At 54.1% G+C, this 23,468-nt stretch carries 22 protein-coding genes; 8 read left to right on the top strand and 14 right to left on the bottom strand.

The genetic code is table 11. The annotated features are described in order from the left end of the window. Together CHU32_RS02335 and CHU32_RS02340 are read left to right on the top strand one after the other, a co-directional pair. A complete protein-coding gene (locus tag CHU32_RS02335; RefSeq protein WP_103676403.1) occupies positions 1–2,970 on the top strand; it encodes a virulence factor SrfB in 2,970 nt (989 codons plus the stop codon). Then, on the top strand, positions 2,967–5,105 hold the full coding sequence (locus CHU32_RS02340) for a virulence factor SrfC family protein (RefSeq protein ID WP_103676404.1): 2,139 nt from the start codon (positions 2,967–2,969) through the stop codon (positions 5,103–5,105). The genes CHU32_RS02335 and CHU32_RS02340 overlap by 4 nt, the downstream gene beginning before the upstream one ends. 35 nt (positions 5,106–5,140) lie before the next feature. On the opposite strand, the gene CHU32_RS02345 is transcribed toward CHU32_RS02340, so the two are convergent. Next, positions 5,141–5,314, bottom strand: a complete 174-nt coding sequence (locus tag CHU32_RS02345; protein WP_103676405.1) for a GhoT/OrtT family toxin — start codon at positions 5,312–5,314, stop codon at positions 5,141–5,143. Positions 5,315–5,506: 192 nt separating this feature from the next. Between CHU32_RS02345 and yncL the strand changes: the two genes are divergently transcribed. Beyond that, positions 5,507–5,602 carry a stress response membrane protein YncL gene (gene yncL / locus CHU32_RS02350; protein WP_072094343.1) on the top strand — a complete coding sequence of 32 codons (96 nt, stop codon included), beginning with the start codon at positions 5,507–5,509 and terminating at the stop codon, positions 5,600–5,602. A gap of 59 nt (positions 5,603–5,661) precedes the next feature. Here the strand turns inward: yncL and CHU32_RS02355 are convergent, their stop codons facing one another. The 4 genes from CHU32_RS02355 to CHU32_RS02370 all read right to left on the bottom strand — a co-directional run bounded on the left by CHU32_RS02355 (position 5,662) and on the right by CHU32_RS02370 (position 9,743). Continuing rightward, positions 5,662–6,108, bottom strand: a complete 447-nt coding sequence (locus tag CHU32_RS02355) for a DUF421 domain-containing protein (RefSeq protein ID WP_103676406.1) — start codon at positions 6,106–6,108, stop codon at positions 5,662–5,664. Between the two features lie 9 nt (positions 6,109–6,117). Continuing rightward, positions 6,118–6,633 carry a hypothetical protein gene (locus CHU32_RS02360; RefSeq protein WP_103676407.1) on the bottom strand — a complete coding sequence of 172 codons (516 nt, stop codon included), beginning with the start codon at positions 6,631–6,633 and terminating at the stop codon, positions 6,118–6,120. Between the two features lie 106 nt (positions 6,634–6,739). Beyond that, positions 6,740–8,164, bottom strand: a complete 1,425-nt coding sequence (gene patD / locus CHU32_RS02365; RefSeq protein ID WP_103676408.1) for an aminobutyraldehyde dehydrogenase — start codon at positions 8,162–8,164, stop codon at positions 6,740–6,742. A gap of 169 nt (positions 8,165–8,333) precedes the next feature. Beyond that, complete coding sequence (locus CHU32_RS02370) at positions 8,334–9,743, bottom strand: aminotransferase-like domain-containing protein (RefSeq protein ID WP_103676409.1); 1,410 nt, start codon at positions 9,741–9,743, stop codon at positions 8,334–8,336. A gap of 169 nt (positions 9,744–9,912) precedes the next feature. Here CHU32_RS02370 and CHU32_RS02375 point away from each other — a divergent pair, with 169 nt between their 5' ends. Genes CHU32_RS02375 through CHU32_RS02385 form a run of 3 tightly spaced genes read left to right on the top strand, consistent with a single transcriptional unit; the run spans position 9,913 to position 12,451 of the window. Continuing rightward, complete coding sequence (locus tag CHU32_RS02375) at positions 9,913–11,313, top strand: cytochrome ubiquinol oxidase subunit I (RefSeq protein WP_103676410.1); 1,401 nt, start codon at positions 9,913–9,915, stop codon at positions 11,311–11,313. Continuing rightward, positions 11,313–12,323 (top strand): cytochrome d ubiquinol oxidase subunit II, encoded by a 1,011-nt coding sequence (gene cydB / locus CHU32_RS02380; protein WP_103676411.1) that lies wholly within the window; start codon positions 11,313–11,315, stop codon positions 12,321–12,323. Before CHU32_RS02375 ends, cydB begins: the two co-directional genes overlap by 1 nt. Then, entirely contained in the window at positions 12,323–12,451 is a 129-nt protein-coding gene (locus CHU32_RS02385; protein ID WP_103676412.1) for a DUF2474 domain-containing protein, read from the top strand. Before cydB ends, CHU32_RS02385 begins: the two co-directional genes overlap by 1 nt. A gap of 223 nt (positions 12,452–12,674) precedes the next feature. Here CHU32_RS02385 and CHU32_RS02390 read toward each other — a convergent pair whose 3' ends face one another. Further along, the gene (locus CHU32_RS02390) at positions 12,675–14,639 is read right to left on the bottom strand and encodes a peptidase U32 family protein (protein WP_103676413.1); all 1,965 of its coding nucleotides are present in this window, start codon (positions 14,637–14,639) and stop codon (positions 12,675–12,677) included. 70 nt (positions 14,640–14,709) lie between these two features. Then, complete coding sequence (locus CHU32_RS02395) at positions 14,710–15,246, bottom strand: helix-turn-helix domain-containing protein (RefSeq protein ID WP_103676414.1); 537 nt, start codon at positions 15,244–15,246, stop codon at positions 14,710–14,712. A gap of 71 nt (positions 15,247–15,317) precedes the next feature. On the opposite strand from CHU32_RS02395, the gene CHU32_RS02400 reads away from it, so the two are divergent. Then, a complete protein-coding gene (locus CHU32_RS02400; RefSeq protein ID WP_256098358.1) occupies positions 15,318–16,508 on the top strand; it encodes a benzoate/H(+) symporter BenE family transporter in 1,191 nt (396 codons plus the stop codon). On the opposite strand, the gene CHU32_RS02405 is transcribed toward CHU32_RS02400, so the two are convergent. Beyond that, complete coding sequence (locus tag CHU32_RS02405; RefSeq protein WP_103676416.1) at positions 16,482–17,354, bottom strand: helix-turn-helix domain-containing protein; 873 nt, start codon at positions 17,352–17,354, stop codon at positions 16,482–16,484. The two genes, CHU32_RS02400 and CHU32_RS02405, sit on opposite strands and share 27 nt — an antisense overlap. Positions 17,355–17,537: 183 nt before the next feature. Between CHU32_RS02405 and CHU32_RS02410 the strand changes: the two genes are divergently transcribed. Then, positions 17,538–18,443, top strand: coding sequence for a DMT family transporter (locus CHU32_RS02410; protein ID WP_103676574.1), 906 nt, complete (start codon positions 17,538–17,540; stop codon positions 18,441–18,443). Between the two features lie 46 nt (positions 18,444–18,489). On the opposite strand, the gene CHU32_RS02415 is transcribed toward CHU32_RS02410, so the two are convergent. The 6 genes from CHU32_RS02415 to CHU32_RS02440 all read right to left on the bottom strand — a co-directional run bounded on the left by CHU32_RS02415 (position 18,490) and on the right by CHU32_RS02440 (position 23,468). Beyond that, positions 18,490–19,155: a DUF3313 domain-containing protein gene (locus tag CHU32_RS02415; RefSeq protein ID WP_103676417.1), complete on the bottom strand. Its 666-nt coding sequence runs from the start codon at positions 19,153–19,155 to the stop codon at positions 18,490–18,492. Between the two features lie 271 nt (positions 19,156–19,426). Continuing rightward, positions 19,427–19,990, bottom strand: a complete 564-nt coding sequence (gene hxlB, locus CHU32_RS02420) for a 6-phospho-3-hexuloisomerase (protein ID WP_103676418.1) — start codon at positions 19,988–19,990, stop codon at positions 19,427–19,429. A 9-nt stretch (positions 19,991–19,999) separates the two neighbouring features. Next, on the bottom strand, positions 20,000–20,638 hold the full coding sequence (gene hxlA / locus CHU32_RS02425) for a 3-hexulose-6-phosphate synthase (RefSeq protein WP_342749243.1): 639 nt from the start codon (positions 20,636–20,638) through the stop codon (positions 20,000–20,002). A gap of 9 nt (positions 20,639–20,647) precedes the next feature. Then, entirely contained in the window at positions 20,648–21,655 is a 1,008-nt protein-coding gene (locus tag CHU32_RS02430) for a dihydroxyacetone kinase subunit DhaK (RefSeq protein ID WP_103676420.1), read from the bottom strand. After that, on the bottom strand, positions 21,639–22,301 hold the full coding sequence (dhaL, locus tag CHU32_RS02435; RefSeq protein ID WP_103676421.1) for a dihydroxyacetone kinase subunit DhaL: 663 nt from the start codon (positions 22,299–22,301) through the stop codon (positions 21,639–21,641). The genes CHU32_RS02430 and dhaL overlap by 17 nt, the downstream gene beginning before the upstream one ends. A gap of 27 nt (positions 22,302–22,328) precedes the next feature. Further along, entirely contained in the window at positions 22,329–23,468 is a 1,140-nt protein-coding gene (locus tag CHU32_RS02440) for a mannitol dehydrogenase family protein (RefSeq protein ID WP_103676422.1), read from the bottom strand.

Genomic DNA, 23,468 nt, shown 5'->3' on the forward strand with positions numbered 1-23,468 from the left:
ATGCTGGTAAATCTCTGCGACTACAAACAGAGCGTCACGTTAATTGCTAACAGTGGTGTACAGTTTCTTGATTTTGGCCTGACACCGCAGGATGCACCGCACAGCGGCCGTTTTGTCCGTAAAACGGCCAACGGTCCGCTGTTGCGTCTGGATTACGATCTGCTAAACGAGCGCTATATGCTCGCCGGGCGCGATGGCGCACCAGCAGAAGTGGTAAAACCCGAGAGCACGCTGTCATTGACACATTCTCTCGCGCTACTTGACGGCGTCTGGCTGCCGCTGCCGTTCTTACGCTTTAATCCGCCGCGCACCTTTGTTGAAGGGCCGGATAACTGGGGACGGATGCAGATCCGTAAATTGCATCAGCCGGACAGCGCGGGTAACACGCACCGCCTGACGCTGGCGCTGGATACACAAATCAGCGAGCACGCTACTGCGGCCCTCGCCCCGGTTGAAAATGATCTGCTCAACGGTACCCGCTTTGCGCTGGCATGGCAGGATGACGAACTGGCGGATTTTGTTGACCAGACCTGGATCGATGGCTGGCTGCGCGAGGTGTTTACCCACGCTGTCACTACGCAGGAAACACGCAGCGAGACGGAGGTCGCGCAGGCGCTACGCGGCTTTGAGTATCAGGGCCACTGGCTTAATTTGCTCGCCCTGTTAGGCGAACAGATTAGCGTACCGGAAGTGAAGCTGGTGACGGCCACCCTCAGCACACCTGCCATTGCGGTGGATTTGATCCTGGATGTGGGTAACACCCATACCTGCGGCGTGATCATTGAAGATCACGGCGACGCCAACGATGGCCTGCGCCAGACGGCGGAGCTACAGGTGCGCTCCCTGAGCGAACCCCAGTTTTTTAACGATCCTTTATTTACCAGCCGCGTTGAATTTTCCGAGGCGCGTTTTGGTAAACAGCATTTTTCCGTGCAAAGCGGCCGTGAAGATGCATTTATCTGGCCGTCGATCGTTCGTGTTGGCGACGAAGCGCGAAAACTGGCAATGCAACGGCTCGGCACCGAAGGCAACAGCGGCATTTCCAGCCCGCGACGTTATTTGTGGGATGAATCGCCAGTGCTTCAGGACTGGCGTTTCAGTCAGATAAACCCGCGCACGCAGCGTGAGCCGCTGGCGACGGCGTTCCCACTGATGCATCTGATGAATGATGACGGTCAACCGCTGTTTACCCTGCCGCAGGATGAACGTCTGCCGGTATTTTCTCCTTTATACAGCCGTAGCACGCTGATGACGCATATGCTTTGCGAGCTACTGGCGCAGGCGCTGGGACAAATTAATAGCGTCGCCACCCGCTTGCGGCTCGGCTTTCCTGCCTCCCCGCGCCAGCTACGCACTATCATCCTTACGCTACCCTCAGCCATGCCTAAACAGGAGCGGGAGATTTTTCGCCGCCGGATGTTTGAAGCCATCGCGCTGGTGTGGAAAGCGATGGGCTGGCATCCACAGGATGACGACTTTGTCAGCCAGAAACAGCGTGACAAAAGCCTGATCCCGGTGCCTGAGATCCAGATGGAGTGGGATGAAGCCAGCTGTGGTCAACTGGTATGGCTGTATAACGAAGCGATGTCGCATTTTGGCGGACAAACCGAAGCCTTCTTTGCCTCCCGCATCCGGCCCGATCGGGCAACATCGATGGATCGCACGCTGCGGGTGGCGTCTATTGATATTGGCGGCGGTACCACGGATATGGCCATCACCCATTATCAACTGGATGACGGCACGGGCAGTAACGTAAAAATTACCCCGCATTTACTGTTCCGCGAAGGCTTTAAGGTGGCGGGCGATGATGTGCTGCTGGATATTATTCAGCGTTATATTTTGCCTGCCCTGCAAACCTGGCTACAAAAATCGGGCATTGTTGATGCCGCGGCGCTGATGGCGACACTGTTCGGGGATTCCGGACGCATTGATACCCAGGCGGTGCTGCGTCAGCAAACCACGCTACAACTGTTTATGCCTGTCGGCCACGCGATCCTTTCTGCCTGGGAACAGAGCGATGCTAACGATCCGCTGGCAGGCATACATGCCACCTTTGGCGAGTTGCTTGAACAACCGCCGGGCCGCAATGTGATGAATTATCTCACCCAGGCTATCGAACATGCGCTGCCTGCAGAGGCAGCGACGTTCGACATTCTGGCCGTACCGCTGGCGGTGAGTTTTGCAGAGTTACAACGGGCGATGCTGGCCGGTGAATTTACGCTTGCCGCTCCGCTGCATGCGTTGTGTGAGGCCATTTCGCATTACGTTTGTGATGTCCTGCTCATCACAGGCCGTCCGGGACGTCTGCCCGGCGTTCAGGTGCTCATCCGCCATCTTCAGCCGGTGCCAGTGAGCCGCATGGTGTGGCTGGATCAATACCAGGTACATGAATGGTATCCGTTTAGCCAGCAGGGACGAATCGGTAATCCCAAATCCACGGCAGCGGTTGGCGCAATGTTATGTAGCCTGGCGCTCGACCTGCGCCTGCCTCGTTTCAACTTCAAAGCAGCGGACATTGGGGCTTACTCCACGGTGCGCTATCTCGGCGTGCTGGATAACACGGTCAATACCCTGCGTGATGAAAACGTCTGGTACCATGACATTGATTTGGATAAAAGTGGTGGCAAGCTTGATACCCGCCTGCACTTCCCGCTACGCGGCAACGTTACGCTGGGTTTTCGTCAGTTGGCAAATACCCGCTGGCCTGCCACGCCACTTTATACCTTAAGCATCAACTCGCCTGAGCTGGCGAAAGCTATTGCCGGCGATGGCGTGCTTAATGTGCGTTTGCAGTTAACCGGTGGTGACAAAGCTTCCGGACCAGAAGCCTTCACGCTCAGTGATGCCTGGCTGCAGGACGGCACGCCAGTGGCTGCCGATGCGTTGACGCTGAAGTTAAACACGCTGGCCGACCGTCGCCATAGCGGCAGCCATTATTGGATCGACAGCGGGAGCATTTACCTGAAATGAATCAATTACAGTCAGTAAGCGAATGGATTGAATCCACCCGTCAGCGCTCCGCACTACTTGATAATGACGCCGATGCGCTACAGATGGGGATTGCCACGTTAAGCGCGCAGTCCGGCAGGCTGGCGCAGACGCAGAAAAGCGCTGCCAGCGTGGCATTGTACGGGCATTCGCAGGCGGCAAAAGCGCATCTTTTAGCCATGCTGTGCGCTAATGAGCGTGGACGCCTGACGGTGTCTCCTGGCGAAAAGATCCTCGACTATTTTAGTCATATTAATCCGGGCCATTTATTGACCCGGATGGCGCTGCGTTTCAGTCCTCATCACGCTACGCCAGATGAGGAATTTCCCCTGCGCCTGGGACTGATTTCAGAAGCCGAACTGGTCCAGCTGTTCATTGTTCATGCCGGAGCGCAGGCAGCTTCACGGAGCGTGGACCGTGCGGTTATTGAGGCGCGTCTCCATTCATGGCGGGCGCTGCGCCAGCCCCATAGCGTTCCCGGCTTACAGGCCAGTGACGTAGCCGCCATTGCCCGCTTCTGGCGTGGCGTGGTGCCGTCGTCGGTACAACACATTGATGACACTCTGTGGTATCAGTTCGCCGACCTGCTTCCTTTCCTGGATCTCAGTACCCGGGCCAGCGCCTGGTCTTTACTCTGGGGCGAGCAACAGGGGTTGACGCAGCAGTGGCTGGCACTGGCGCAGGTATTGCACCAAACCGGCAATGCCCGTGAACTGGCCGCGCCGCTAAGTTTACTGGTGGATGCCTTTGCACTGCCAGCAGAAGGTTTTTTAGTGGCAGAAAGCGAAGCTGAAGGTGAAGTGGTGGTACATGCGTGGACAGATAATCCACGACGCAATGCAATCAGTTTGCCGATAGCCACCCTGTCATTGCTGACCTGCGAACTGGTATTACCCTGTGAACATGGCGCGTTACCCGGCGTAGATATCATTGATATTCCGGCACCCGCACCTCAAAGTATGCCACCGCTTTGGGTGAGCAAATGCCGCTGGCTCCTGGATCGCTATCGTCAGCATCTACAGCCCGATGTACTGGTCGTATGCAATGCTGTGGCTGAACGTTCTCAGACACCACTGGCAGCAGCTGCGTTTCGCCAGTGGGTCGATGAAACGCAGCCGGCTCAGGACGCATCCCTGCCAGGACTGGTATGGGCGATTACCCCACAGGACGATCGTTTTACCCGCAAACGCAATCTTGATGAAGCGGTGCAGCAGTTATTGGGCAATCCGGGTCAGCGCTGGGGCACGCTTCAGGCGCTGGATGCCGCAAGCGTACAACGTCTACTTGAGTGGCTGGCTCAGGCAACCTCGCTGCCCCTGCGTGAAGCCCGTCTGCAGTTGCTCAGCGAACGTTATCAGCACCAGCTTAGGGCGCTAATGCTGCCCTGGCTGACGGCGCAGGGCAATATGACCGACACAGACCTCGCAGAGATGGTCAAAGAGTTACAACGTCACGTTTCAGTGCAAGGAGAAATCCTGGCAGACCTGCTGCCCGATGTGACCCTATTCGACCCACTATGGCATGTCCAGCTGTCGCGTGAAGAAAAAGTCAGCGAGCTGTTTAATGAAGTTATCGATCTTTTTGCGGAAGATACGAGCATGCCGCAAGGGAGCGATGTGGCGCAAACCACTGGGCAAAGAGCGCACCTTCTGTGGGTGCAATATCTTCGTCAGTGGAGTCGCCAGCAAGATACTGCCCGGCGGCTGGGATTAACACCGGTTACGTTACAACGGCTGGCAGATTGTCTGATTGTTACCAGCTATCGGCTGGATCTGGCAGGCAAACTACAGGAAGCGATCCACCTTGACCGTCCCTGCGGCGCACAGCTACAGGCGGTCGTGGGGAACTTTATTGCCTGGCTCGGCTATACCGATGTCCTGCCGGAGCAACGTCCGGCAAGCCGCATCGCCAAAGGTAGCGTTATTTTTGCCCCCACCACCGCTAACCTGATGGTCCGACTGGATCGTCTGGGAGAGCAACCTGTGCATGCGGCCACCCGCTATGTGTACGATTGGCTGGTAGCACTTTATACCCGCGCCACTGAAAATCAGCATTACCTGAATCCGCTGGATATTACCCCTGCCGACCGGGAACAGCTGAAAACATGCCTTAACTGAACCTTGCCCGGCGGCAAAGTGGCCGGGCACAAGTATTAAAACATCGACAACAGGAGTGCCATCGGAAAACTAAAAGGCCAGGTCGCGCCGACCAGCAGTGCAGCTATCAGACGGATGTTGCGACGCTCTTTGGTGAGAAACCAGGTTACGAATGCACAAAAAACAGCCATTACCACATAGAAAACCAACATCTTTTGATAAAACGTCATACTCAATGTCTCCTCCCTGGAGAAAAACGCCGCGAAATATGCCCCTTTTTTTGACTTACATCAAGTTTTTCTGGCGCAAAATCCTAAACCCAAACTAAAATCAAATCTGCGCAAACAAAAGTATTGGGTTTTTGACCCGATTTTTCTGCGCGCAGCCTACCATTTGGTCAAACTTTTGAGGGTTACTACACTATGGAAGTTTCGGACAAAACAGTGGTGATGATTAATGTTTTTGCAGCGCTGGGATTGTTTAGCCTGCTTTCATTGCGTTTTGGATGGTTCCTCTGACGATTTTGTCACTTCAGTGACGCAACGCCCGGCGCATGCCGGGCGTTCATCCCCTTCCTCTACGATTCCTTCGTAATAATTGAAATATGACCGTTACGCTCAAGGATCGCGAATTTTATATCCGCAATTTTATAAATTCCCTGGTTGTTGCGCGCTGACGCCATAATGTCATCACAGGAAATGTCGGCCAGTTTCATCTTCTCATAAAGTAGCTCACCATTTTCCACCAGAATGACCGGGGAGCCGTCTATCATTGATTCCGCCCCGGATACATACTTTTTGACCATGCCAAAAAGCATATCGATAACAACTAAGGTGATGATGGTTAACGCCGCCCCGGTGATGGAAAAATCATTCCCTAACAGCGCCTGCTGGGTAGCTTCGCTGATGATAAGCAGCAAGATAAGATCAAAAGAGGTCATTTGTAATAGCGTGCGCCGGCCCGCGATTTTAAACACCACCAGCAGCACCAGATAAATCGCCACCGCTCTGATTATCATGTCCATATTCTGTTCCTACGGATAAATAAATTGAGAAAAAGTCACCGCTTCAGCGCCGTTAAGGGTAATCGTATTATGGCGGTTGCCAGGAGTAAGCGGCTCCAGTCCAATCCAAACGCTATGCTCGCCCGGCCCGCTGCCTGGATATTCAAGGAGCAGGCTATTATTTTGACTTTGAGTACGCTGTGGCTGCGGTTGTAGCGTGCGGATCTCGTAGCGCGCCATGATGTCGCCACCAAGAGAAAGGGTAAATCCCCGCCCCGGTTCACCGCGAACCCGCACTTTTATTGACATATCGCTGGTTTGTCGGGCAAAGCGTTCATAGTCAACGGAGAGGCGTTGGTTGGCACTGGTAGCCGTGGTATCACTGAACAATCCGCTGGAGAAAAGCCCACAAATGCCAGCAATGAGGATGAGAAGCAACAGTAAAAAACCCCACCGTCGGCAGCCTGCTTCAAAGCGCAGCCAGATGTCGTTATCGTACACGGGCTGAGGCGCATTATGATGAATGATAGAATTATTTTTACGCATCACTTAGCCTGCAAAAGTGGCCGGAGGTAATGGAAGTATGGCTCAGAAGCAGAAAAGTGTCGTTGCGCTTACGGAAAACATTTTTCTCCCGTAAGCGCATGAAAGCTTAGTGTTTAATCATGATATGGCGCACGACGGTGTAGTCTTCCAGACCGTACAGCGACATGTCTTTCCCGTAGCCAGAACGTTTTTGTCCGCCGTGAGGCATTTCACTGACCAGCATAAAATGGGTGTTAACCCAGGTACAACCGTATTGCAGACGCGCACTCAGCCGATGCGCCCGCCCGACGTCGCGGGTCCAGACCGATGAGGCCAGCCCGTACGGCGAGTCGTTCGCCCAGCCCAGTACCTGTTCCTCATCGCTAAACTTCGTGACGCTCACCACCGGGCCGAAGACCTCGCGCTGAACGATCTCATCTTCCTGCTTTGCGCCTGCCAGCAACGTCGGCTGAAAATAATAGCCTGTTCCTTGCGCTTTATTTCCACCGGTAACAACTGTGATATGCGCCAGCGCCTTCGCCTTTTCCACCGCCTCGCTCACCCGATCCACGTGCGCCTGTGAACTCAGCGGCCCCAGTTCCGTGGCGTCATCCTCCGGCGCGCCCATTTTCAGACTGGCGACTGCCGCGCCGAGTTTTTCAACCAGCCGGTCATAAATGTCCTGATGCACATACAGGCGGCAAGCGGCAGTACAGTCCTGTCCGGCGTTATAAAAACCAAAGGTCCGCACCCCCTCAACAACGGCCTCCAGATCAGCATCCTCAAAGACGATCACCGGCGCTTTGCCGCCCAGCTCCATATGGGTGCGTTTTACCGATGAGGCGGTGTGGCTGATAATATGTTGCCCTGTGGCAATAGAGCCGGTCAGCGAGACCATCCTCACCTTCTCATGACCGGTCAGCGGATCACCCACGGTTTTGCCCCGTCCGAACAGGACGTTGATCACCCCGGGCGGGAAAATATCTTTTGCCAGCTCGCCCAGCGCCAGTGCGGTAAGCGGGGTGATCTCAGAGGGTTTAATGACCACGCAGTTGCCCGCGGCCAGCGCCGGAGCCAGTTTCCAGGCCGCCATCATGAGCGGATAATTCCACGGCGCGATGGAGGCGACCACACCGACGGGATCGCGGCGGATCATGGAGGTATGCCCTTCCAGATATTCTCCTGCCGCCAGGCCATTCAGGCAGCGGGCTGCCCCGGCGAAAAATCGAAAGACATCGACCACGGCCGGTATTTCATCATTCACCACGCAGTGTAGCGGCTTGCCGCAGTTTTGCGACTCCAGCCTGGCAAAGGTATCGGCGTGAGCCTCAATGGCATCTGCCAGTTTGAGCAGGCATTCGGCGCGGGTCTTCGGCGTTGTCTGTCCCCATCGGGCAAAGGCCGCATCAGCCGCGTTTACCGCCGCATCCACCTGCGCCGCTGAGGCTTCGGCAATCTCCAGCAGCACGTCTCCGGTAGCAGGATTATAAACAGCCTGCTTTTCGCCTTCTCCGGCCACCAGTTCGCCATTAATCAGTAAATGATGTTGCATAGTGTTGTCCTGTTCAGAGGGTCCGAAAACCAAAATGCAGCAAGCGTGCCAGGTGTGCCCGGCACGTCGATATAGTTAAAAGGATAGATGGCAACCGGAAGGAGCGGCGGGCGCAGAATGTTACCGCCGCCACATTACTGAACAGTGGTGCACGCCATGAGTGCAGAAACTATTTCAGCATCTGGCGGATAAGATCCCCCAGCGTATGCACGGCGCTGTCCTCTTTTTCACCCCAGCCCCAGGAGGTATTGAAGCGAAAAAAAGGCCGCCACGCACCGGAGGTGGAAAACATCTTACCTGGTGCAATGCTGATATGATGTGCCAGCGCCCGTTCACTCAGCTCGCTGGCATCAAGATGCGCTGGCAGCTCGAGCCACAGAAAATAGCCGCTGTCGTTATGATGAATCTTCACCTCTGAGGGGAAATAGCGCAGCATCGCCTGCCAGGCCAGCTGTTTACGTTCTGCCAGCTGGCGGCGCAGCCGTCGTAAATGGGCGTCGTACCGGCGGGTGGAAAGGTAATCCACCAGCGCCAGCTGCATCGGGGAACTGCTGGACAACGTGCTCATTAATTGCAGTTGTTGAATACGTCGGGCGTGTTTGCCCGCCGCGACCCAGCCAATACGGAATCCCGGTACCAGGCATTTGGAGAATGATGAACAGTGAAGCGTCATGTCAGTGCGATCCCAGGCTTTGGCGGGAAGCGGTTTTTCCCGGCCAAAATAGAGTTCGCTGTAGACATCATCTTCAATCAGCACCACATTGTGTGCGGCCAGTAGCGCAACCAGCCGGGCCTTCTTTTCTGCGCTGAGGGTAAAACCGAGCGGGTTCTGGCTATTGGTCATCAACCAGCAGGCTTTCACCGGCCAGGTCGCCAGCGCCTGTGCCAGCGCGTCGAGATCGATGCCATCTTTCACATCGCTGGCCACCGCCAGGGCTTTTAACCGCAGCCGTTCAAGGGCTTGCAGCGCACCGTAAAAACAGGGGTTTTCGACAATCACCCAGTCGCCAGGCTCGGTCACGGCCTGCAAACTGAGATTAAGCGCCTCCAGCGCTCCGGCGGTAATGACAATGTCATCCGGCGATACCGGAATGCCCTGAAGTGCATAGCGACGGGCGATGGCGTGGCGGAGCTCACGATTTCCCGGCGGCAGATTTTCAATCACGCTCATGGCGCTGGCGGTTTTACTCACCTGTGCCAGGGAGCGGTTGAGCTGACGCAGCGGAAACAGATGCGGATCGGGAAAAGCAGAGGCAAACGGCAGCACCGAAGGTTCGCGGCTGGCCTGCAATACCTCAAAAATACAGGTGTTGATATCGACGGATTCGTCGCTTATTACCCGCGCTGGTGGCGCGGGCTTTTTGCTGACCGCACGCGGTGCAACGTAGTACCCCGACTGCGGACGGGCCACAATCCGCCCCTGACTTTCCAGCATCTGATAAGCGTGGCTGACGGTCATAAAACTCATTCCGCTGCTGACCACCTGTTCACGCAGAGACGGCAGACGGTCGCCGGGTTGCCAGACGCCTAAATCTATCTGCTCAATAAGCTGCTGTGCCAGACGCTGATACTTTTTCATTGCCAAAAGGTAAGCCTGTAGACGAATTGTTAAAAATAAATTATATCAGTTGCTGATAAATAAAACATTTTTAGCAACTGTTATAGATAAAAAGAACACTTCTGTGTCTGACAGTTGCCGCTTGCAGTGTCTACCCTATGATCATCGTTATTCTGTTTCGGGGTAGTCCATGTTTGGTCTCGATGCGTTTCATCTTGCGAGGGTCCAGTTCGCTTTTACCGTATCCTTTCACATTCTTTTTCCGGCGATAACTATTGGCCTGGCCAGTTACCTGGCGGTGCTTGAAGGATTGTGGCTAAAGAGTAAAAATCCGGTCTGGCGATCGCTCTATCATTTCTGGCTGAAAATCTTTGCCGTTAACTTTGGGATGGGGGTCGTCTCCGGCCTGGTCATGGCCTATCAATTTGGCACGAACTGGAGCGGATTTTCCCAGTTTGCGGGCAGTATCACCGGGCCGCTATTGACGTATGAAGTGCTGACCGCCTTCTTTCTGGAAGCAGGGTTTCTCGGCGTAATGCTGTTTGGCTGGACTAAAGTGGGACCAGGGCTGCACTTCTTCTCTACCTGCATGGTGGCACTGGGAACCCTCATTTCAACATTCTGGATTCTGGCCTCAAATAGCTGGATGCATACGCCTCAGGGGTTTGAAATCGTTAATGGCCAGGTTATTCCGGTCGACTGGTTTGCGGTCATTTTTAATCCCTCATTTCCGTATCGACTGCTGCACATGACCATCGCGGCTTTCTTGTGCAGCGCACTTTTTGTTGGCGCATCCGCTGCCTGGCATCTGTTAAAGGGAAATAACACGCCTGCGATCCGCACCATGTTTTCGATGGCGCTGTGGATGGCGCTAATCGTCGCTCCCATTCAGGCCATGATTGGCGATATGCACGGTCTTAACACGCTTGAACATCAGCCCGCAAAAATCGCGGCAATTGAAGGGCACTGGGAAAATCGCCCGGGCGAGGCAACGCCGCTGCTCTTGTTTGGCCTGCCGGATATGGAGCAGGAGCGCACCCGATACGGGCTGGCGATCCCGGCGCTGGGCAGCCTGATCCTGACTCATAGTGTTGATAAACAGGTTCCCGCGCTGAAGGACTTCCCGAAGGAAGACCGACCAAATTCGACTATCGTTTTCTGGTCCTTCCGCGTGATGGTCGCAATGGGCCTGCTGATGATGCTGCTGGGGGTGCTCTCACTCTGGCTGCGCTATAAGCACCGGCTGTATGTCTCCCGACCTTTTCATTATTTTGCCTTGTGGATGGGGCCCGCCGGACTGATTGCCCTGCTGGCAGGCTGGATCACGACCGAAGTAGGCCGCCAGCCGTGGGTGGTCTACGGTTTTCAACGCACGATTGATGCGGTTTCTGCCCACGGTGAGCTGCATATGAGTCTGACGTTGCTGGCTTTCTTTGTCGTGTATTCGTCGGTATTTGGCGTTGGTTACGCCTATATCGGCAGTATGATTAAAAAAGGACCCCAGCCGTTTGATGAACTCCCGACTCAGGGTACTCCTGCCCGTCCGCTGTCAGCGGCGCGCGAAGAGTTTGATACAAAGGAGAATGTATAATGAGTATCGATCTCTCTGTTATCTGGTTTGTGATTATCGTCTTCGCCACGTTGATGTATATCGTGATGGATGGTTTTGATTTGGGGATTGGCATTTTATTTCCTGCCACCCGCAGTGCCGAAGATCGCGATGTAATGGTTAATAGCGTCGCCCCCGTATGGGACGGCAACGAAACCTGGCTGGTACTTGGCGGTGCAGGACTGTTTGGCGCATTTCCACTGGCTTACGCGGTAATTATCGACGCATTGACAGTACCGCTGACCCTGATGCTGATCGGCCTGATTTTTCGCGGTGTCGCGTTTGAATTTCGATTTAAAGCGACGCCCTCGCATCGTCCTTTCTGGGATAAGGCGTTTATCGGCGGCTCGATCCTGGCGACATTTTGTCAGGGTATCGCCGTGGGCGCGGTGATAAATGGCTTTCGGGTGACAGGACGCAGCTACAGCGGCGGCGCGCTGGACTGGCTGACGCCGTTTAATGTGTTCTGCGGGCTGGGGCTGGTGGTCGCCTACGCGCTATTAGGCGCAACCTGGCTTGTCATGAAAAGCAGTAATCCGCTTCAGGACCGCATGCGTTATGTTGCAAAGCGACTTTTGCTCGCGCTGCTGGTGATTATCGCCGTGATCAGCGCCTGGACGCCGTTAACCCATCCGGCGATTGCTGACCGCTGGTTCAGCCTGCCCAACCTGTTTTTCCTGCTGCCGGTTCCGCTACTGGTGCTGGTGTTGAGTGCCTGGCAGTGGCGCTGCCTGAATAATCCACATAGCCATACCCGCCCTTTTTTGCTGACGCTGGGATTAGTGTTTCTCGGCTTTAGCGGGCTTGGGATCAGCATCTGGCCGCATATTATTCCGCCGTCCATTACGCTCTGGCAGGCCGCCTCCCCCGCGCAGAGTCAGGGCTTTATGCTACCCGGCGCGCTACTGATTATTCCGGTGATCCTGGTCTATACCTCGTGGAGTTATTACGTTTTCCGCGGCAAGGTTCAGCATGGTGAGGGGTATCATTGATGCGGCAGCCGTGGATTAAACGCCTGTTCTGGCTGGTGATTATCTGGGGCGGCAGCGTGCTGGCGCTGGCGGTGGTAGGCATGTTTTTTCGCCTGTTGATGACCGCCGCCGGCTTTAAGTCGCACTAGAACAGGTAAGACATTGCCGCCGTGAGGCGATAATGCCGGGTGGCGGCTGCGCCTTACCCGGCCTACGAAATCACTACGAATTCAAAGAGCTATAATAAATCTGTAGGCCCGATAAGCGCAGCGCCACCGGGCAGAGACGCAGGAATACCGCCGATTTCAGTAAATTACAGATTTGCGTAGGCCCGGTAAGCGCAGCGCCACCGGGCAAAGATACTGTTCCATGCTATTTCCGTACGGGAAGCGTCTTCAGCAATTCTTGCGGACTGACCGAGGCGACAACGCTGCCCGCCAGCGGAATTTTCAGGATATGGTTTTTGATTTTGCCAATCACATGCATTTCGCACGGTTTGCAGTCAAAGCGCAGAGTTAATACGTCGTCACCGTGCACCAGTTGCATCGGCGTGGCGCGTCCGGCTTTCACACCGGTGACCCCTTTCGCCTGTTTCGGGCACAGGTTGAACGCAAAGCGCAGGCAGTGTTTGGTGATCATCACCGGTACATCGCCCTTCTCCTTATGCGCCTCATAGGCGGCGTCAATAAGGCTCACGCCGTAACGCTGATAAAACGCGCGCGCTTTATGGTTGTAAACGTTCGCCAGAAAACTCAGATGTGTTTGCGGATAAACCGGTGCGGGCTGCGCTACCGCTTTACGCTTGCCACGCTGATACCCCGCCAGCCGCGCCTCGTCCAGTTGCTCCACCGTTTCACGGCGCAGCTGGTTAAGCAGACGAGCTGGCACAAACAGTGCGCCGGGCAGCGTAATAGTGACATTGAGGGGGTAATAATTCGTCTGCCCCAGTTTGACGAGGCCGTCCTGCAGGCTGGCAAGCGCTTTCTCTGCTTGATTAGCCTCATCAAACTGCCCCTCAAGCATATGGGTCACACTGATGCCATCTTCACAAGTCAGTGTCAGAATAAGCTGTTCCTGCCAGCCACTGAGTTCGATGTTTACTCCAATTCGCCGATCGCTGGAGGTTTTTAACAGCGCCTGCTGCCAGTGGTGGTCGAGATTGCGGTTCAGCGGATGGTGTGGGCGCAGCGTCTGCATTTGCGCAGGCATTTCATTCGGCCAGACGCGGTAGTGCTGCTCCGCTATTTTTTCGACGGTATTGGCGCGAAAACCGACCACTTCACGCTTGATCATAACGTTAAGACCGTCGCCATTTGCCAGTGGCGCGGTAACGCTAACGTCCAGGTGATCGTTGGCGACGCTCAGCACTTCACCTATCGGCAGGCCAATAAATTTCGGCGAATCAAACGCGCCGATGTCGCCCTGACGCTGATTAACAAAATAGTCGGTGCTGCCGCGATGAAATGTCTTGTCTGTTGAAGGAATAAAGAAATGTTCGGTGCGCCCCGCCGACGCCCTTGCCAGATCGCCACGCGTTTCGATGAGCGCGTCCAGCTTCTGCCGATAATGCGCGGTAATATTCTTCACATAGCTCATGTCTTTATAGCGCCCTTCAATTTTGAAAGAACGCACGCCAGCATCGATCAGTGCTGCCAGGTTGGCAGTCTGGTCATTATCTTTCATTGAGAGCAAGTGTTTTTCATACGCGACAACGCGTCCCTGGTCGTCTTTGAGCGTATACGGCAGGCGGCACGCCTGAGAACAGTCGCCACGATTGGCACTACGTCCGGTCTGCGCATGGGAAATGTAGCACTGGCCGGAATACGCCACGCATAATGCGCCGTGAACGAAAAACTCAATCGTGGCATCGGTAGCCTGATGAATGGCGCTGATTTGATCCAGATTAAGCTCACGGGCAAGGACGATTTGGCTAAAACCGACGTCAGCGAGAAATTTGGCCTTCTCTACGCTGCGAATATCACACTGGGTGCTGGCATGCAGCTCAACAGGCGGGATATCCAGCTCCAGAATTCCCATGTCCTGCACGATAAGTGCATCGACGCCCGTCTGATAAAGACTGGCAATCAGCTTTTGCGCTGGCTCCAGCTCATCGTCATGCAAAATGGTGTTAAGAGTAACAAAGATTTTCGCGCCATAACGATGGGCAAACGGCACCAGTTCCGCAATATCGCGCAGCGAGTTACTGGCATTATGCCGCGCACCAAAGCCAGGGCCGCCAATGTAGACGGCATCCGCACCATGCAGGATCGCCTCACGAGCAATAGCGGTGTCACGGGCCGGGCTTAACAGTTCAAGATGATGAGGGTGCAGGCGCATACAATCGTCGTTATCCAGATAAAGAAAATGACGGCTATTGTAGACAGAAGACCACAGTTTCGAAATGGATTTATGGTGTTTGCGCGTAGTGGATCAAGGAGTGAAAAAGCACCGTTTCAGCCGTGCTATTACGATAAGCGTGCGTCTGGTCGCCTGCAAAACGGACGCCGTGATTAGCGCTCACGGTTTGCCACTGCCCCGCAATGCACAGATCCAATATGCCATTTATTACCACGACATGTTCAATAACACCTTTCTCATGCGGCGTTGATTCGCTGAACGCGCCCGGGGCAAGGGTAATCGAGAGGTGATCAAAACGCAGCGCCTTATCGAAAGGAAAAAGCGGTGTAATGACCATCGCCTGCTGTTGCGGATCGTAAACCGGGCGGGGATCATGGTGTTCAGGGACGATAAATACCGAGAACGGCACATTTAGCCCGGTGGCGATTTTCCAGAGCGTAGCCACCGTCGGACTTGACTCATGACGTTCAATCTGTCCGAGCATGGCTTTCGAGACGCCGGTTTCGTTTGCAAGGCGAGAAAGACTCCAGCCCCGCTGCTGGCGCAGGCGTTTTAGCGTTGTCGCCAGATAATATGCAATATCCATCGGTTCTCCTTTGAAGCAACCAGTTTATCACTTGTCCGCTATAGCGCACAGTGATAGATTTCACGGACGCTATAACGCACGGAGTAATTATGCGCCCCTTCTCACTTTCCTTTTCACCGCTGCTGGCGGGCTTTGTCGCCGTTCTGGTGGGGTACGCCAGTTCTGCCGCCATCATCTGGCAGGCCGCTGCTGTGGCTGGTGCCAGTGACATGCAGATCGCGGGCTGGATGACAGCGCTGGGTTTGGGTATGGGCATCAGCACCCTGGCCCTGACCCTATGGTATAAAACGCCGGTACTTACCGCCTGGTCAACGCCCGGCGCGGCGTTGCTTGCTACCAGCCTGAAGGGCGTTTCCCTCAATGACGCGGTGGGAATATTCATGTTTGCAAATGCGCTAATCCTGCTCTGCGGCCTTACCGGGTTGTTCGCCCGCCTGATGAAGATTGTGCCGCCGGGGCTGGCGGCGGCCATGCTGGCGGGCATTCTGCTTCGCTTTGGTCTTCAGACCTTTACCCCCATGCCGGATCATTTAGCCCTGTGCGGCGGCATGTTTCTTGTCTGGCTTCTGACCCGGCGGGTTGCCCCGCGCTACGCCATCATCGCTACTTTACTCGCAGGCTTAGTGATTGCTAGTCTACAGGGTGACGTTGTCACCGAAAATATGCATTTGGCGCTGGTCATGCCAGCGTTTATTGTGCCCCACTTTTCTCTGCCGTTATTAATGAGCATCGGACTGCCTCTGTTTCTGGTCACGATGGCATCGCAAAACGCACCGGGCGTGGCCACCATGCAGGCAGCGGGCTATCCCGTCGCCGTCTCACCGCTGATGATAGTTACCGGCGGCATGGCGCTGCTGCTGTCGCCTTTCGGCGTCTATTCCATCTGCATCGCCGCGATCACCGCCGCGATTTGTCAAAGCCCCGATGCCCATCCGGACAAAAACAAGCGCTGGCTCGCCGCCGCCGCCGCTGGTGGGTTTTATCTGCTGGCTGGCATACTGGGCGGCTCCATCACGGCGCTGATTGGCGCGTTGCCGGTCAGCTGGATTCAGGTTCTGGCAGGACTGGCGCTGTTTAATACCCTGACGGGCAGCCTGCATCTGGCGCTGGCTGGCGAGCGTGAGCGCGATGCAGCGATGATCACTTTTCTGCTGACAGCAAGCGGCATCACTCTGCTGGGAATAGGCTCTGCCTTTTGGGGATTGATGGCGGGCGGCGTATGTATGCTCCTGACGTCACGTCTGCGCGGCACGCAGCTGTGATGGCGTGACGCCATTAACGCTTTTAAAACGATTGCTGAAATGGCTGGCCGAACTAAAACCACAGGCCAGTGCAACGTCAGTGAGCGGCAGCCCGGAGTAACGCACCAGTTGCAGGGCCTTTTCCATCCGTCGCTGCATCACATACTGATGCGGTGCCATCTGCATGGACTGGCGAAACATACGTGCAAAATGGTATTCACTGAGCGAGGCAACCTGCGCCAGGTCATTGAGTGTTAGCGCCTGCGGAAGATGTTCATCGATCCAGGCCAGCACATTGCGCAACACGGAGGGAGACAGTCCGCCTTTTACAGCAGGCAGGTGCCATTGCACATTACTGTAGTGGCGGATCACGTGAGTCAGGAGCAACGTTGAGGCAGTGCTGAGCATCATCTGATTCGCCTGCTCGCGCCAGCTATTGCCCAACAAAAACTGACGATATACGGTCGTTATCTGCGCATCGCTGCCAAAGGTTTTTTCATTAAGCGTCAGCGAATGCGGGCTGCGATCCCAGATTTTTTCACCAATATCCCGCAGATGGGCATCCGTACAATAAAGATGCACAAAAGAAAGGTCGTCGCGAATATCCCAGCTTGATTCGCTCTCTTTCGGCATCAGACAAAAACGATCCGGCCCGCCGCCGTTTTTCCAGCCACCAGCCGTTTTATGATAGCTCTCATAGCCGTCGGCAACATACAGGCTCAGCGTATGATGGTCGCAATACTGAGTAATGTTGTCGCGTTTATTTGACCACGCCGCGAGACGGATACCTGAATTCAGCGACACCGTATCATGCAAAACAGCCTTATGATTGCGAAGATTTTCAAATGCGCCATAGGTTTCTGCCATCGCGTGTATAACCTCTGTGGGATCATTATTGCAGTCTATGGACACACTCCGGCATATTCCAGCGCCGCGCGTCCTGCGCGTGAAAAAAAGCGCAAGAATTTGCAAGTCTGGCGCAGGCTGCTGCAAGCTGAAGACCAGGCAAGTGCGCATACTGCCTTCATTAAACATAACAGAGATGAATGTATGAACGCACTGCTTTATGGCCTGGTGGTTGTGATTTGGGGAACGACCTGGATTGCGATTTTTCTTCAGCAGGGCGACGTTCCTGCACCGGTATCGATTTTCTGGCGCTTCGCCGTCGCCAGCATGACGTTATTGCTCATCCTCAGCCTTACCCGCCGCTTACGCCAGTTGTCCGCACGCGATCACTTTTTTTGCCTGCTGCAAGGAGGATGCGTATTCGGTTTTAACTTTTGGTGTTTCTATACCGCCGCCGGATGGATTAACACCGGCCTTGAATCAGTGATTTTCTCGATGGCGGTATTATTTAATGCGATTAACAGCTTTATCTTTTTTGCCAAAAAACCGCCGCGTCGCTTTTATCTGGCAGCCACGCTGGGGCTGACGGGTATTATCACCCTCTTCTGGCAGGACCTGGCTGCATCAGGGATCAGCCATCATCTGCTCTTAGGCACCGGCCTTTCGCTGGTGGGGACTTATGGCTTTTCCTTAGGCAATATGATTAGCCTGCGCCACCAACAAAAAGGCCTTGAAACTATGACGACCAACGCCTGGGCAATGCTTTGGGGGACGTTAATTATGGGAGGGGTTGCGCTGGTGCGTGGCGATAATTTTACTCCAGACTGGACGGTAAGTTACCTCGGGGCGCTATTTTATCTGGCGATATTTGGGTCGGTGATTGGATTTGGTGCGTATTTTACCCTGGTAGGCCGCATCGGGCCGGGCAGCGCGGCGTATAGTACGTTGCTCTTCCCACTGGTGGCATTAACTATTTCCACGTTCTATGAAGGCTATGTCTGGCATCTCAACGCGGTACTGGGACTGGCTCTCATTCTAACCGGCAATCTGGTCATGTTTGCTAAACCGTTAACCCTGCCGCGCCGCCAAAAGTTACAACGTCACGTTTAAACGGGATTAAAAACCCGGCCAGTAATATGCCGGGTTTTTCAAATGGTTATTTCGCTGCGTCAAACATCGTAGCATCTGTCGCCATATCGTCCACAACCTGTTTTAACGTATCAATGGTCATCGGCGTGTTTTCGTTACTCAGGCTTTCACCCTCGCCCATGCGCACGACTCTTACCACCGGTTTATTGGTGGCAGCATCAATCAGCTCGCCCTCAAAATAGAGATGGGTATCCATCGTACGGTGGCCGGTTGCCATTTGAGTTCCTGCCACCAGCAGCGCTACCGGAATGACTTCATAGAACTGCAGCCCTTTCTCACTGGTATTCACCCCGGTAATTGCGCCGCGGAATATAAGTGTACGCGGCCCGGGGGTGGTCACCAGTGGCTTACGCTCAGCCGCGGCGGCCTTGAGTTTGCTATTGGTATAGGTCAGCACACCATCCAGCACGTCTTTACCCACCTGGGTCGTCGGCTTAGGAATGGGGTAATAGGTGACCGGACGATAATCAATGCTGTCATAATTCGCGGCGTTAAAATCAGGGGCAACCCAGCGCAGCACGGGTTTACCCGTTGCTGAAGTGGTCTCCTGCAACCCTGAGTAGTCATTCAAAAATCCAGAATACTTCTCTGGCTGCGTTACTTTTGATGCACAACCTGCTAACGCCAACATGCTGCAGAGCGCGGCAACCTTAAAAAAAGCCTGAGTACGCATGAATATGTCCCTGATATGATTATTCAACTTGTTAAGTTATAGCAAAAAAGCAAGTGCCTGTTGTGACAAAAAGGGTGCCCGCGTGAAAATAGTTGGCTGATGGATGACTGACGTCAGAGTTGCGACGGCGGTATATTATTCCGTGGTTGCATAATGTCCTGAAGTGGACAAAACCAACCTCCAGCCGAATGATCTGAGGCTCGTAAAACATCAAACGTCTCCTGCCATTTTACTGGCGAGGAGACGTTTACGTTGGGGAAAACTACTTCATTTACTCAAGATTGGCATGACGACTGAACATCTGCGCGTCGGTTTGCGCCGTCGTATCCTTAAGGGCGATCACCACACTGTCGTAAATCAACCAGCTCAATTGTTCAAATGACGATCCTGTTGGCTGGATGGTCTCAGCCTTGGTTGAGGCGTCGTCGCTTTTGGCGGTGATACCCGGAATACGAATAATCGTTGTCGCCAGCCGACCAATGGTATGGTCAGGGTAAATGGTGAGAGTGGCGATTTCCGCGCCCTGCTTGTGCGCTTTTTGCGCCATTGTCACCAGGCTTGCGGTCTCGCCAGACCCCGAACCAACAATCAACAAATCGCCTTGCTGTATGGACGGCGTGGTGGGTTCGCCGACAAACCAGACGTTAAAGCCCAGATGCATCAGTCGGTTAGAAAAAGCCCGCGCCGCAAAACCGGACCGGCCTGCACCGGCAACAAAGACCCGGTTAGCACGCAGGATAGCCTCTCCCAGCGCCTTAACGGCCTCACCATCAATAGCGTGTGCATCTGCCGTGAGTTCGGCCAGAATTGCCTGCAAGTGTTGACACTGTGTCATATATCCTCCTTACGCCGCCTGCATAGCCATTTTGATTAATCGCGCTTCTTCAAGCGGAACCTGTGCGCGGGTAATTGCTGAGCCAACGATAATGACATCCGGTTTCAGGGCGACGTACTGGGCAATGGTTTTACTATTTATGCCCCCGGCCACCGAAATGCGCGCCTGACGAGCGTGCTGTTTCATGACTTTTAAGTCTTCAATAGGCTGACGGCCTGCCGCCTGCTGATCGGCTCCGGTATGGACGGCGAGATGTTTGACCCCCGCCGCTTCCAGTTCCTGAATGCGGCCAGGTAAATCCTCGACACAAATCATGTCGATGACCAGGTGACGTCCTGCCTCTTCGGCAGCGCGCAGACAAGCCTTAACCGTCAGAATATCGGTAACACCTAATGCGGTAACATAATTTGCTCCGGCATCAAAAGCCAGTTTGCTTTCAAAGTAACCTCCGTCCATGATTTTTTCATCGGACAGAATTTCCTTTTCAGGAAAACGTTCATGAAAAACGCGTACCGCCTTCATGCCTTCGGCAATCACAAACGGCGTGCCAATTTCAATGATGTCAATGTATTGGCGCAACGTCTCTGCCAGTGCGAGCGCCTCATCCAACGGTAATTCATCAAGAGCCAGTTGCAGTTTGATTTTCAGTTCCTTTTTTCAGTACAAAGATGCCAGTCCCGACGCTGACGCCGGAAAGGAGAGAAGCGGTTTAAGATGTTCATCAAGTTGCAGAAACGTAAGACACAGGCCATTCATGTCGAGCGAGGTGACATAATCGCCCGTGTAGCAACGCCAGACGGTATGCCCCTCGCGGCGTAGCGCCTCGATAACATGTCCAGCCATCAGGTACTGTTCCATTAACGGCGTTGCGCCAAGGCCGGAGACCATCACGGCAAATTCATTGCCCGCCGGCAAATTAAAATCTGTCAGCAGTGCGGCCACCATGGTCTTAGCAATGTTTTGCGCACTGTCCAGCGGCGCAACGTATTGGCCCGTTTCACCATGATGACCAATACCGAACTCAAAATTTCCGGCATCAATGGTAAAATTGGGTTTTCCCGCCGCCGGGATCGTGCATGGTGCAAGGCCAATGCACACGCTGCGGGTGCGTTGCGCGGTCTGCGTGGCAATAGTGGTGACCTCTTCCAGCGTTCCGCCTTGTGCGGCGATTGCGCCAGCGGTTTTCCACATCAGTACGCCGCCAGCAATGCCATGGCGTTTCTCCGCCTCGCTTTTCGGGGCGGAGGCGATATCGTCCCGTGCTTTGACCACCGCTACGCGCCGTCCCTCTTCTTCTGCCAGTCGGATGGCCATCTGAACATTCATGGAGTCCCCGGCGTAATTACCAAACAGGCAGGCGACGCCGTTACCCCGATCTGCACCGCGTATCGCTTCCAGAAAAGCACCAGGGCCAGGCGAAGAAAACACTTCGCCCACGGCGACGGCATCCAGTAATCCCTCCCCCACATAGCCAATAAAGGCAGGTTCGTGACCGCTACCGCCACCGCTGACTAAGCCAACGCGAGCAGGTTCATCCGCGGCCCGTTTGCTGAAGATTACCCGCGGGTTCGCTACGCTTGCCTGTACACGATCGCCATGTACTTGCAGAAATCCGCTTAGCATGTCATCCACGACGTTATCCGGATCGTTAATCAGCCTCTGCATGGTTAGCCTCCTTTTTGATTAATGACATTGTCGTTCTGGTAAAAGCCTGTAACAGCAACATGCAGGAGCCGGCTCCAGCATCCGGATGCCCTACGCTACGCTCGCCAACCCGGCTGGCTCGTCCCACGCGAGGATACATCTGGCGGGTAGCGTCAAATCCATCTTCGGCGGCCTGCTGCATCTTCAAAAGGCTTCCGGCACAGCTTTCCCCCGCTGCCAGCGCAGCGTTAAATTGCTGTGTCGCCGGTATCAATACGTCCAGCAGCGTTTTATCGCCGGGTACCGCCGCCGTGAGCGTTTGCAAATCGATTAGCGCCGCTGAGAACATGGTGCGTAATAACGAAGTATTGATAACATCATGTTCCGCTGATTCACGGCTTAGCCTGCGGAACCAGATGCCATAAAGTGGCCCCATTGATCCGCCAATTTCTTCCAGTAAAACCTGGCTAATAATCAGGAAGGCTTCGCTCATATTCATCGCGGGATCTATTTTATTGAGCGCCAGGGTAAAACCTTTGTTCATATTGATTCCATGATCGCCATCGCCTGCTGCACCGTCTATTTCGCTGAGCCATACTTTCTTCTCCTGAATGGTTTTCACCATCGCCAACGCAATAGCCAGCCCGTCTTTATTAGTAAAAGACATAAACACCTCTTATTTTTTTAATTCAAATCAGGACATCATTTCTGCATAGTGGAATAATATACGGTCATGCAAATGAGTATTCTCTTGTATGCCGGTAAAGTGAGTAATTGCCTGACTAACATTGTGTTCAGCAATATATTTTTGCAACGCTACGCTTTGATCATCATCTGGATCGTTATAATGTAAAGCCGCCGCGATGCCTTTGACTAAATAATCCGCAGGCAATCCGGCCGCTTCACATTGTTCGCATGGGCCAGTTAACCGATCGCCCGCTGCCAGTTTACGCACAGGCGAGCGGCAAACGCGTTGTACAGTGTCAACAATTCCCGGGGTGCTAAAACGATTAATGACAAACTGGATATAAGCTTCCAGTTCCGCAAGTGGAAAAGCATATTTAATGTGCAATAGCCTCGCCGTTTCACGCATACTTTCTTTAATTTCTGCGACCAGACCAGTATCAGCAAAGATCTGCTGCATGGTGTCGTAACCTTTTACACGGCCGACAAATCCAGCCCACGCATGACCACCGTTAATTATATATAATTTACGCTCCAGGTATTTTTGCAAATTATCAGTATAAATAGCCCCGCGCAGTGGCTGGTGCTGCGGGTCAAGCAGTGCCTTGCGGTCGATGACCAGTTCATAGTCAACACCAACGTCAATGACATCTTTACCATCGCGCTGGGCGGTAAGCACCATTCGATCGACAGCCGTGTCCGGAAAGGCGGCCAGTTCATCTACCGCCTCTTCTCCCAGCGTCAGTAATTCACGACGCAGGAGCTGACCATTGAATAACGCGTTTTCGCAGACGATAACATTTATTTTCTCTTTCCCAGCTCGCTGCCTGGCCTGTAGCCCGGCCAGCAGCAGCGGTGCGATTTTACAAAGATTATCGGCCCAGACGGCGGTGGTTATCAGATCGGCATTCACGCATTGGCGAATAATGTCGTCTCGCTGTGTCAGTGGCGAAAGCGCTTTTTTTACCGGAATAAATTTTCGCTGATATGCATTTTCAATCGCATAAATATCATAACCACCTTGCCGATTTATTTGTTCATTAAGCTGGCTATTGGTATCAACAAAAATAATATCATAGCCGGACTCATAGAGCAGATCGCCGATAAAACCCCGACCGATGCTCCCTGCACCAAAATGTAAAGCTTGCAT

It is taken from the genome of Superficieibacter electus, from assembly GCF_002915575.1.
GTDB lineage: Bacteria > Pseudomonadota > Gammaproteobacteria > Enterobacterales > Enterobacteriaceae > Superficieibacter > Superficieibacter electus.

Excerpts from the sequence above, each read along its gene's own strand:
- CHU32_RS02335 (WP_103676403.1), top strand. The coding sequence starts at position 1 with ATGCTGGTAAATCTCTGCGACTACAAACAGAGCGTCACGTTAATTGCT.
- CHU32_RS02340 (WP_103676404.1), top strand. The coding sequence starts at position 2,967 with ATGAATCAATTACAGTCAGTAAGCGAATGGATTGAATCCACCCGTCAG.
- CHU32_RS02345 (WP_103676405.1), bottom strand. The coding sequence starts at position 5,314 with ATGACGTTTTATCAAAAGATGTTGGTTTTCTATGTGGTAATGGCTGTT.
- yncL (WP_072094343.1), top strand. The coding sequence starts at position 5,507 with ATGGAAGTTTCGGACAAAACAGTGGTGATGATTAATGTTTTTGCAGCG.
- CHU32_RS02355 (WP_103676406.1), bottom strand. The coding sequence starts at position 6,108 with ATGGACATGATAATCAGAGCGGTGGCGATTTATCTGGTGCTGCTGGTG.
- CHU32_RS02360 (WP_103676407.1), bottom strand. The coding sequence starts at position 6,633 with ATGCGTAAAAATAATTCTATCATTCATCATAATGCGCCTCAGCCCGTG.
- patD (WP_103676408.1), bottom strand. The coding sequence starts at position 8,164 with ATGCAACATCATTTACTGATTAATGGCGAACTGGTGGCCGGAGAAGGC.
- CHU32_RS02370 (WP_103676409.1), bottom strand. The coding sequence starts at position 9,743 with ATGAAAAAGTATCAGCGTCTGGCACAGCAGCTTATTGAGCAGATAGAT.
- CHU32_RS02375 (WP_103676410.1), top strand. The coding sequence starts at position 9,913 with ATGTTTGGTCTCGATGCGTTTCATCTTGCGAGGGTCCAGTTCGCTTTT.
- cydB (WP_103676411.1), top strand. The coding sequence starts at position 11,313 with ATGAGTATCGATCTCTCTGTTATCTGGTTTGTGATTATCGTCTTCGCC.
- CHU32_RS02385 (WP_103676412.1), top strand. The coding sequence starts at position 12,323 with ATGCGGCAGCCGTGGATTAAACGCCTGTTCTGGCTGGTGATTATCTGG.
- CHU32_RS02390 (WP_103676413.1), bottom strand. The coding sequence starts at position 14,639 with ATGCGCCTGCACCCTCATCATCTTGAACTGTTAAGCCCGGCCCGTGAC.
- CHU32_RS02395 (WP_103676414.1), bottom strand. The coding sequence starts at position 15,246 with ATGGATATTGCATATTATCTGGCGACAACGCTAAAACGCCTGCGCCAG.
- CHU32_RS02405 (WP_103676416.1), bottom strand. The coding sequence starts at position 17,354 with ATGGCAGAAACCTATGGCGCATTTGAAAATCTTCGCAATCATAAGGCT.
- CHU32_RS02410 (WP_103676574.1), top strand. The coding sequence starts at position 17,538 with ATGAACGCACTGCTTTATGGCCTGGTGGTTGTGATTTGGGGAACGACC.
- CHU32_RS02415 (WP_103676417.1), bottom strand. The coding sequence starts at position 19,155 with ATGCGTACTCAGGCTTTTTTTAAGGTTGCCGCGCTCTGCAGCATGTTG.
- hxlB (WP_103676418.1), bottom strand. The coding sequence starts at position 19,990 with ATGACACAGTGTCAACACTTGCAGGCAATTCTGGCCGAACTCACGGCA.
- CHU32_RS02430 (WP_103676420.1), bottom strand. The coding sequence starts at position 21,655 with ATGCAGAGGCTGATTAACGATCCGGATAACGTCGTGGATGACATGCTA.
- dhaL (WP_103676421.1), bottom strand. The coding sequence starts at position 22,301 with ATGTCTTTTACTAATAAAGACGGGCTGGCTATTGCGTTGGCGATGGTG.
- CHU32_RS02440 (WP_103676422.1), bottom strand. The coding sequence starts at position 23,468 with ATGCAAGCTTTACATTTTGGTGCAGGGAGCATCGGTCGGGGTTTTATC.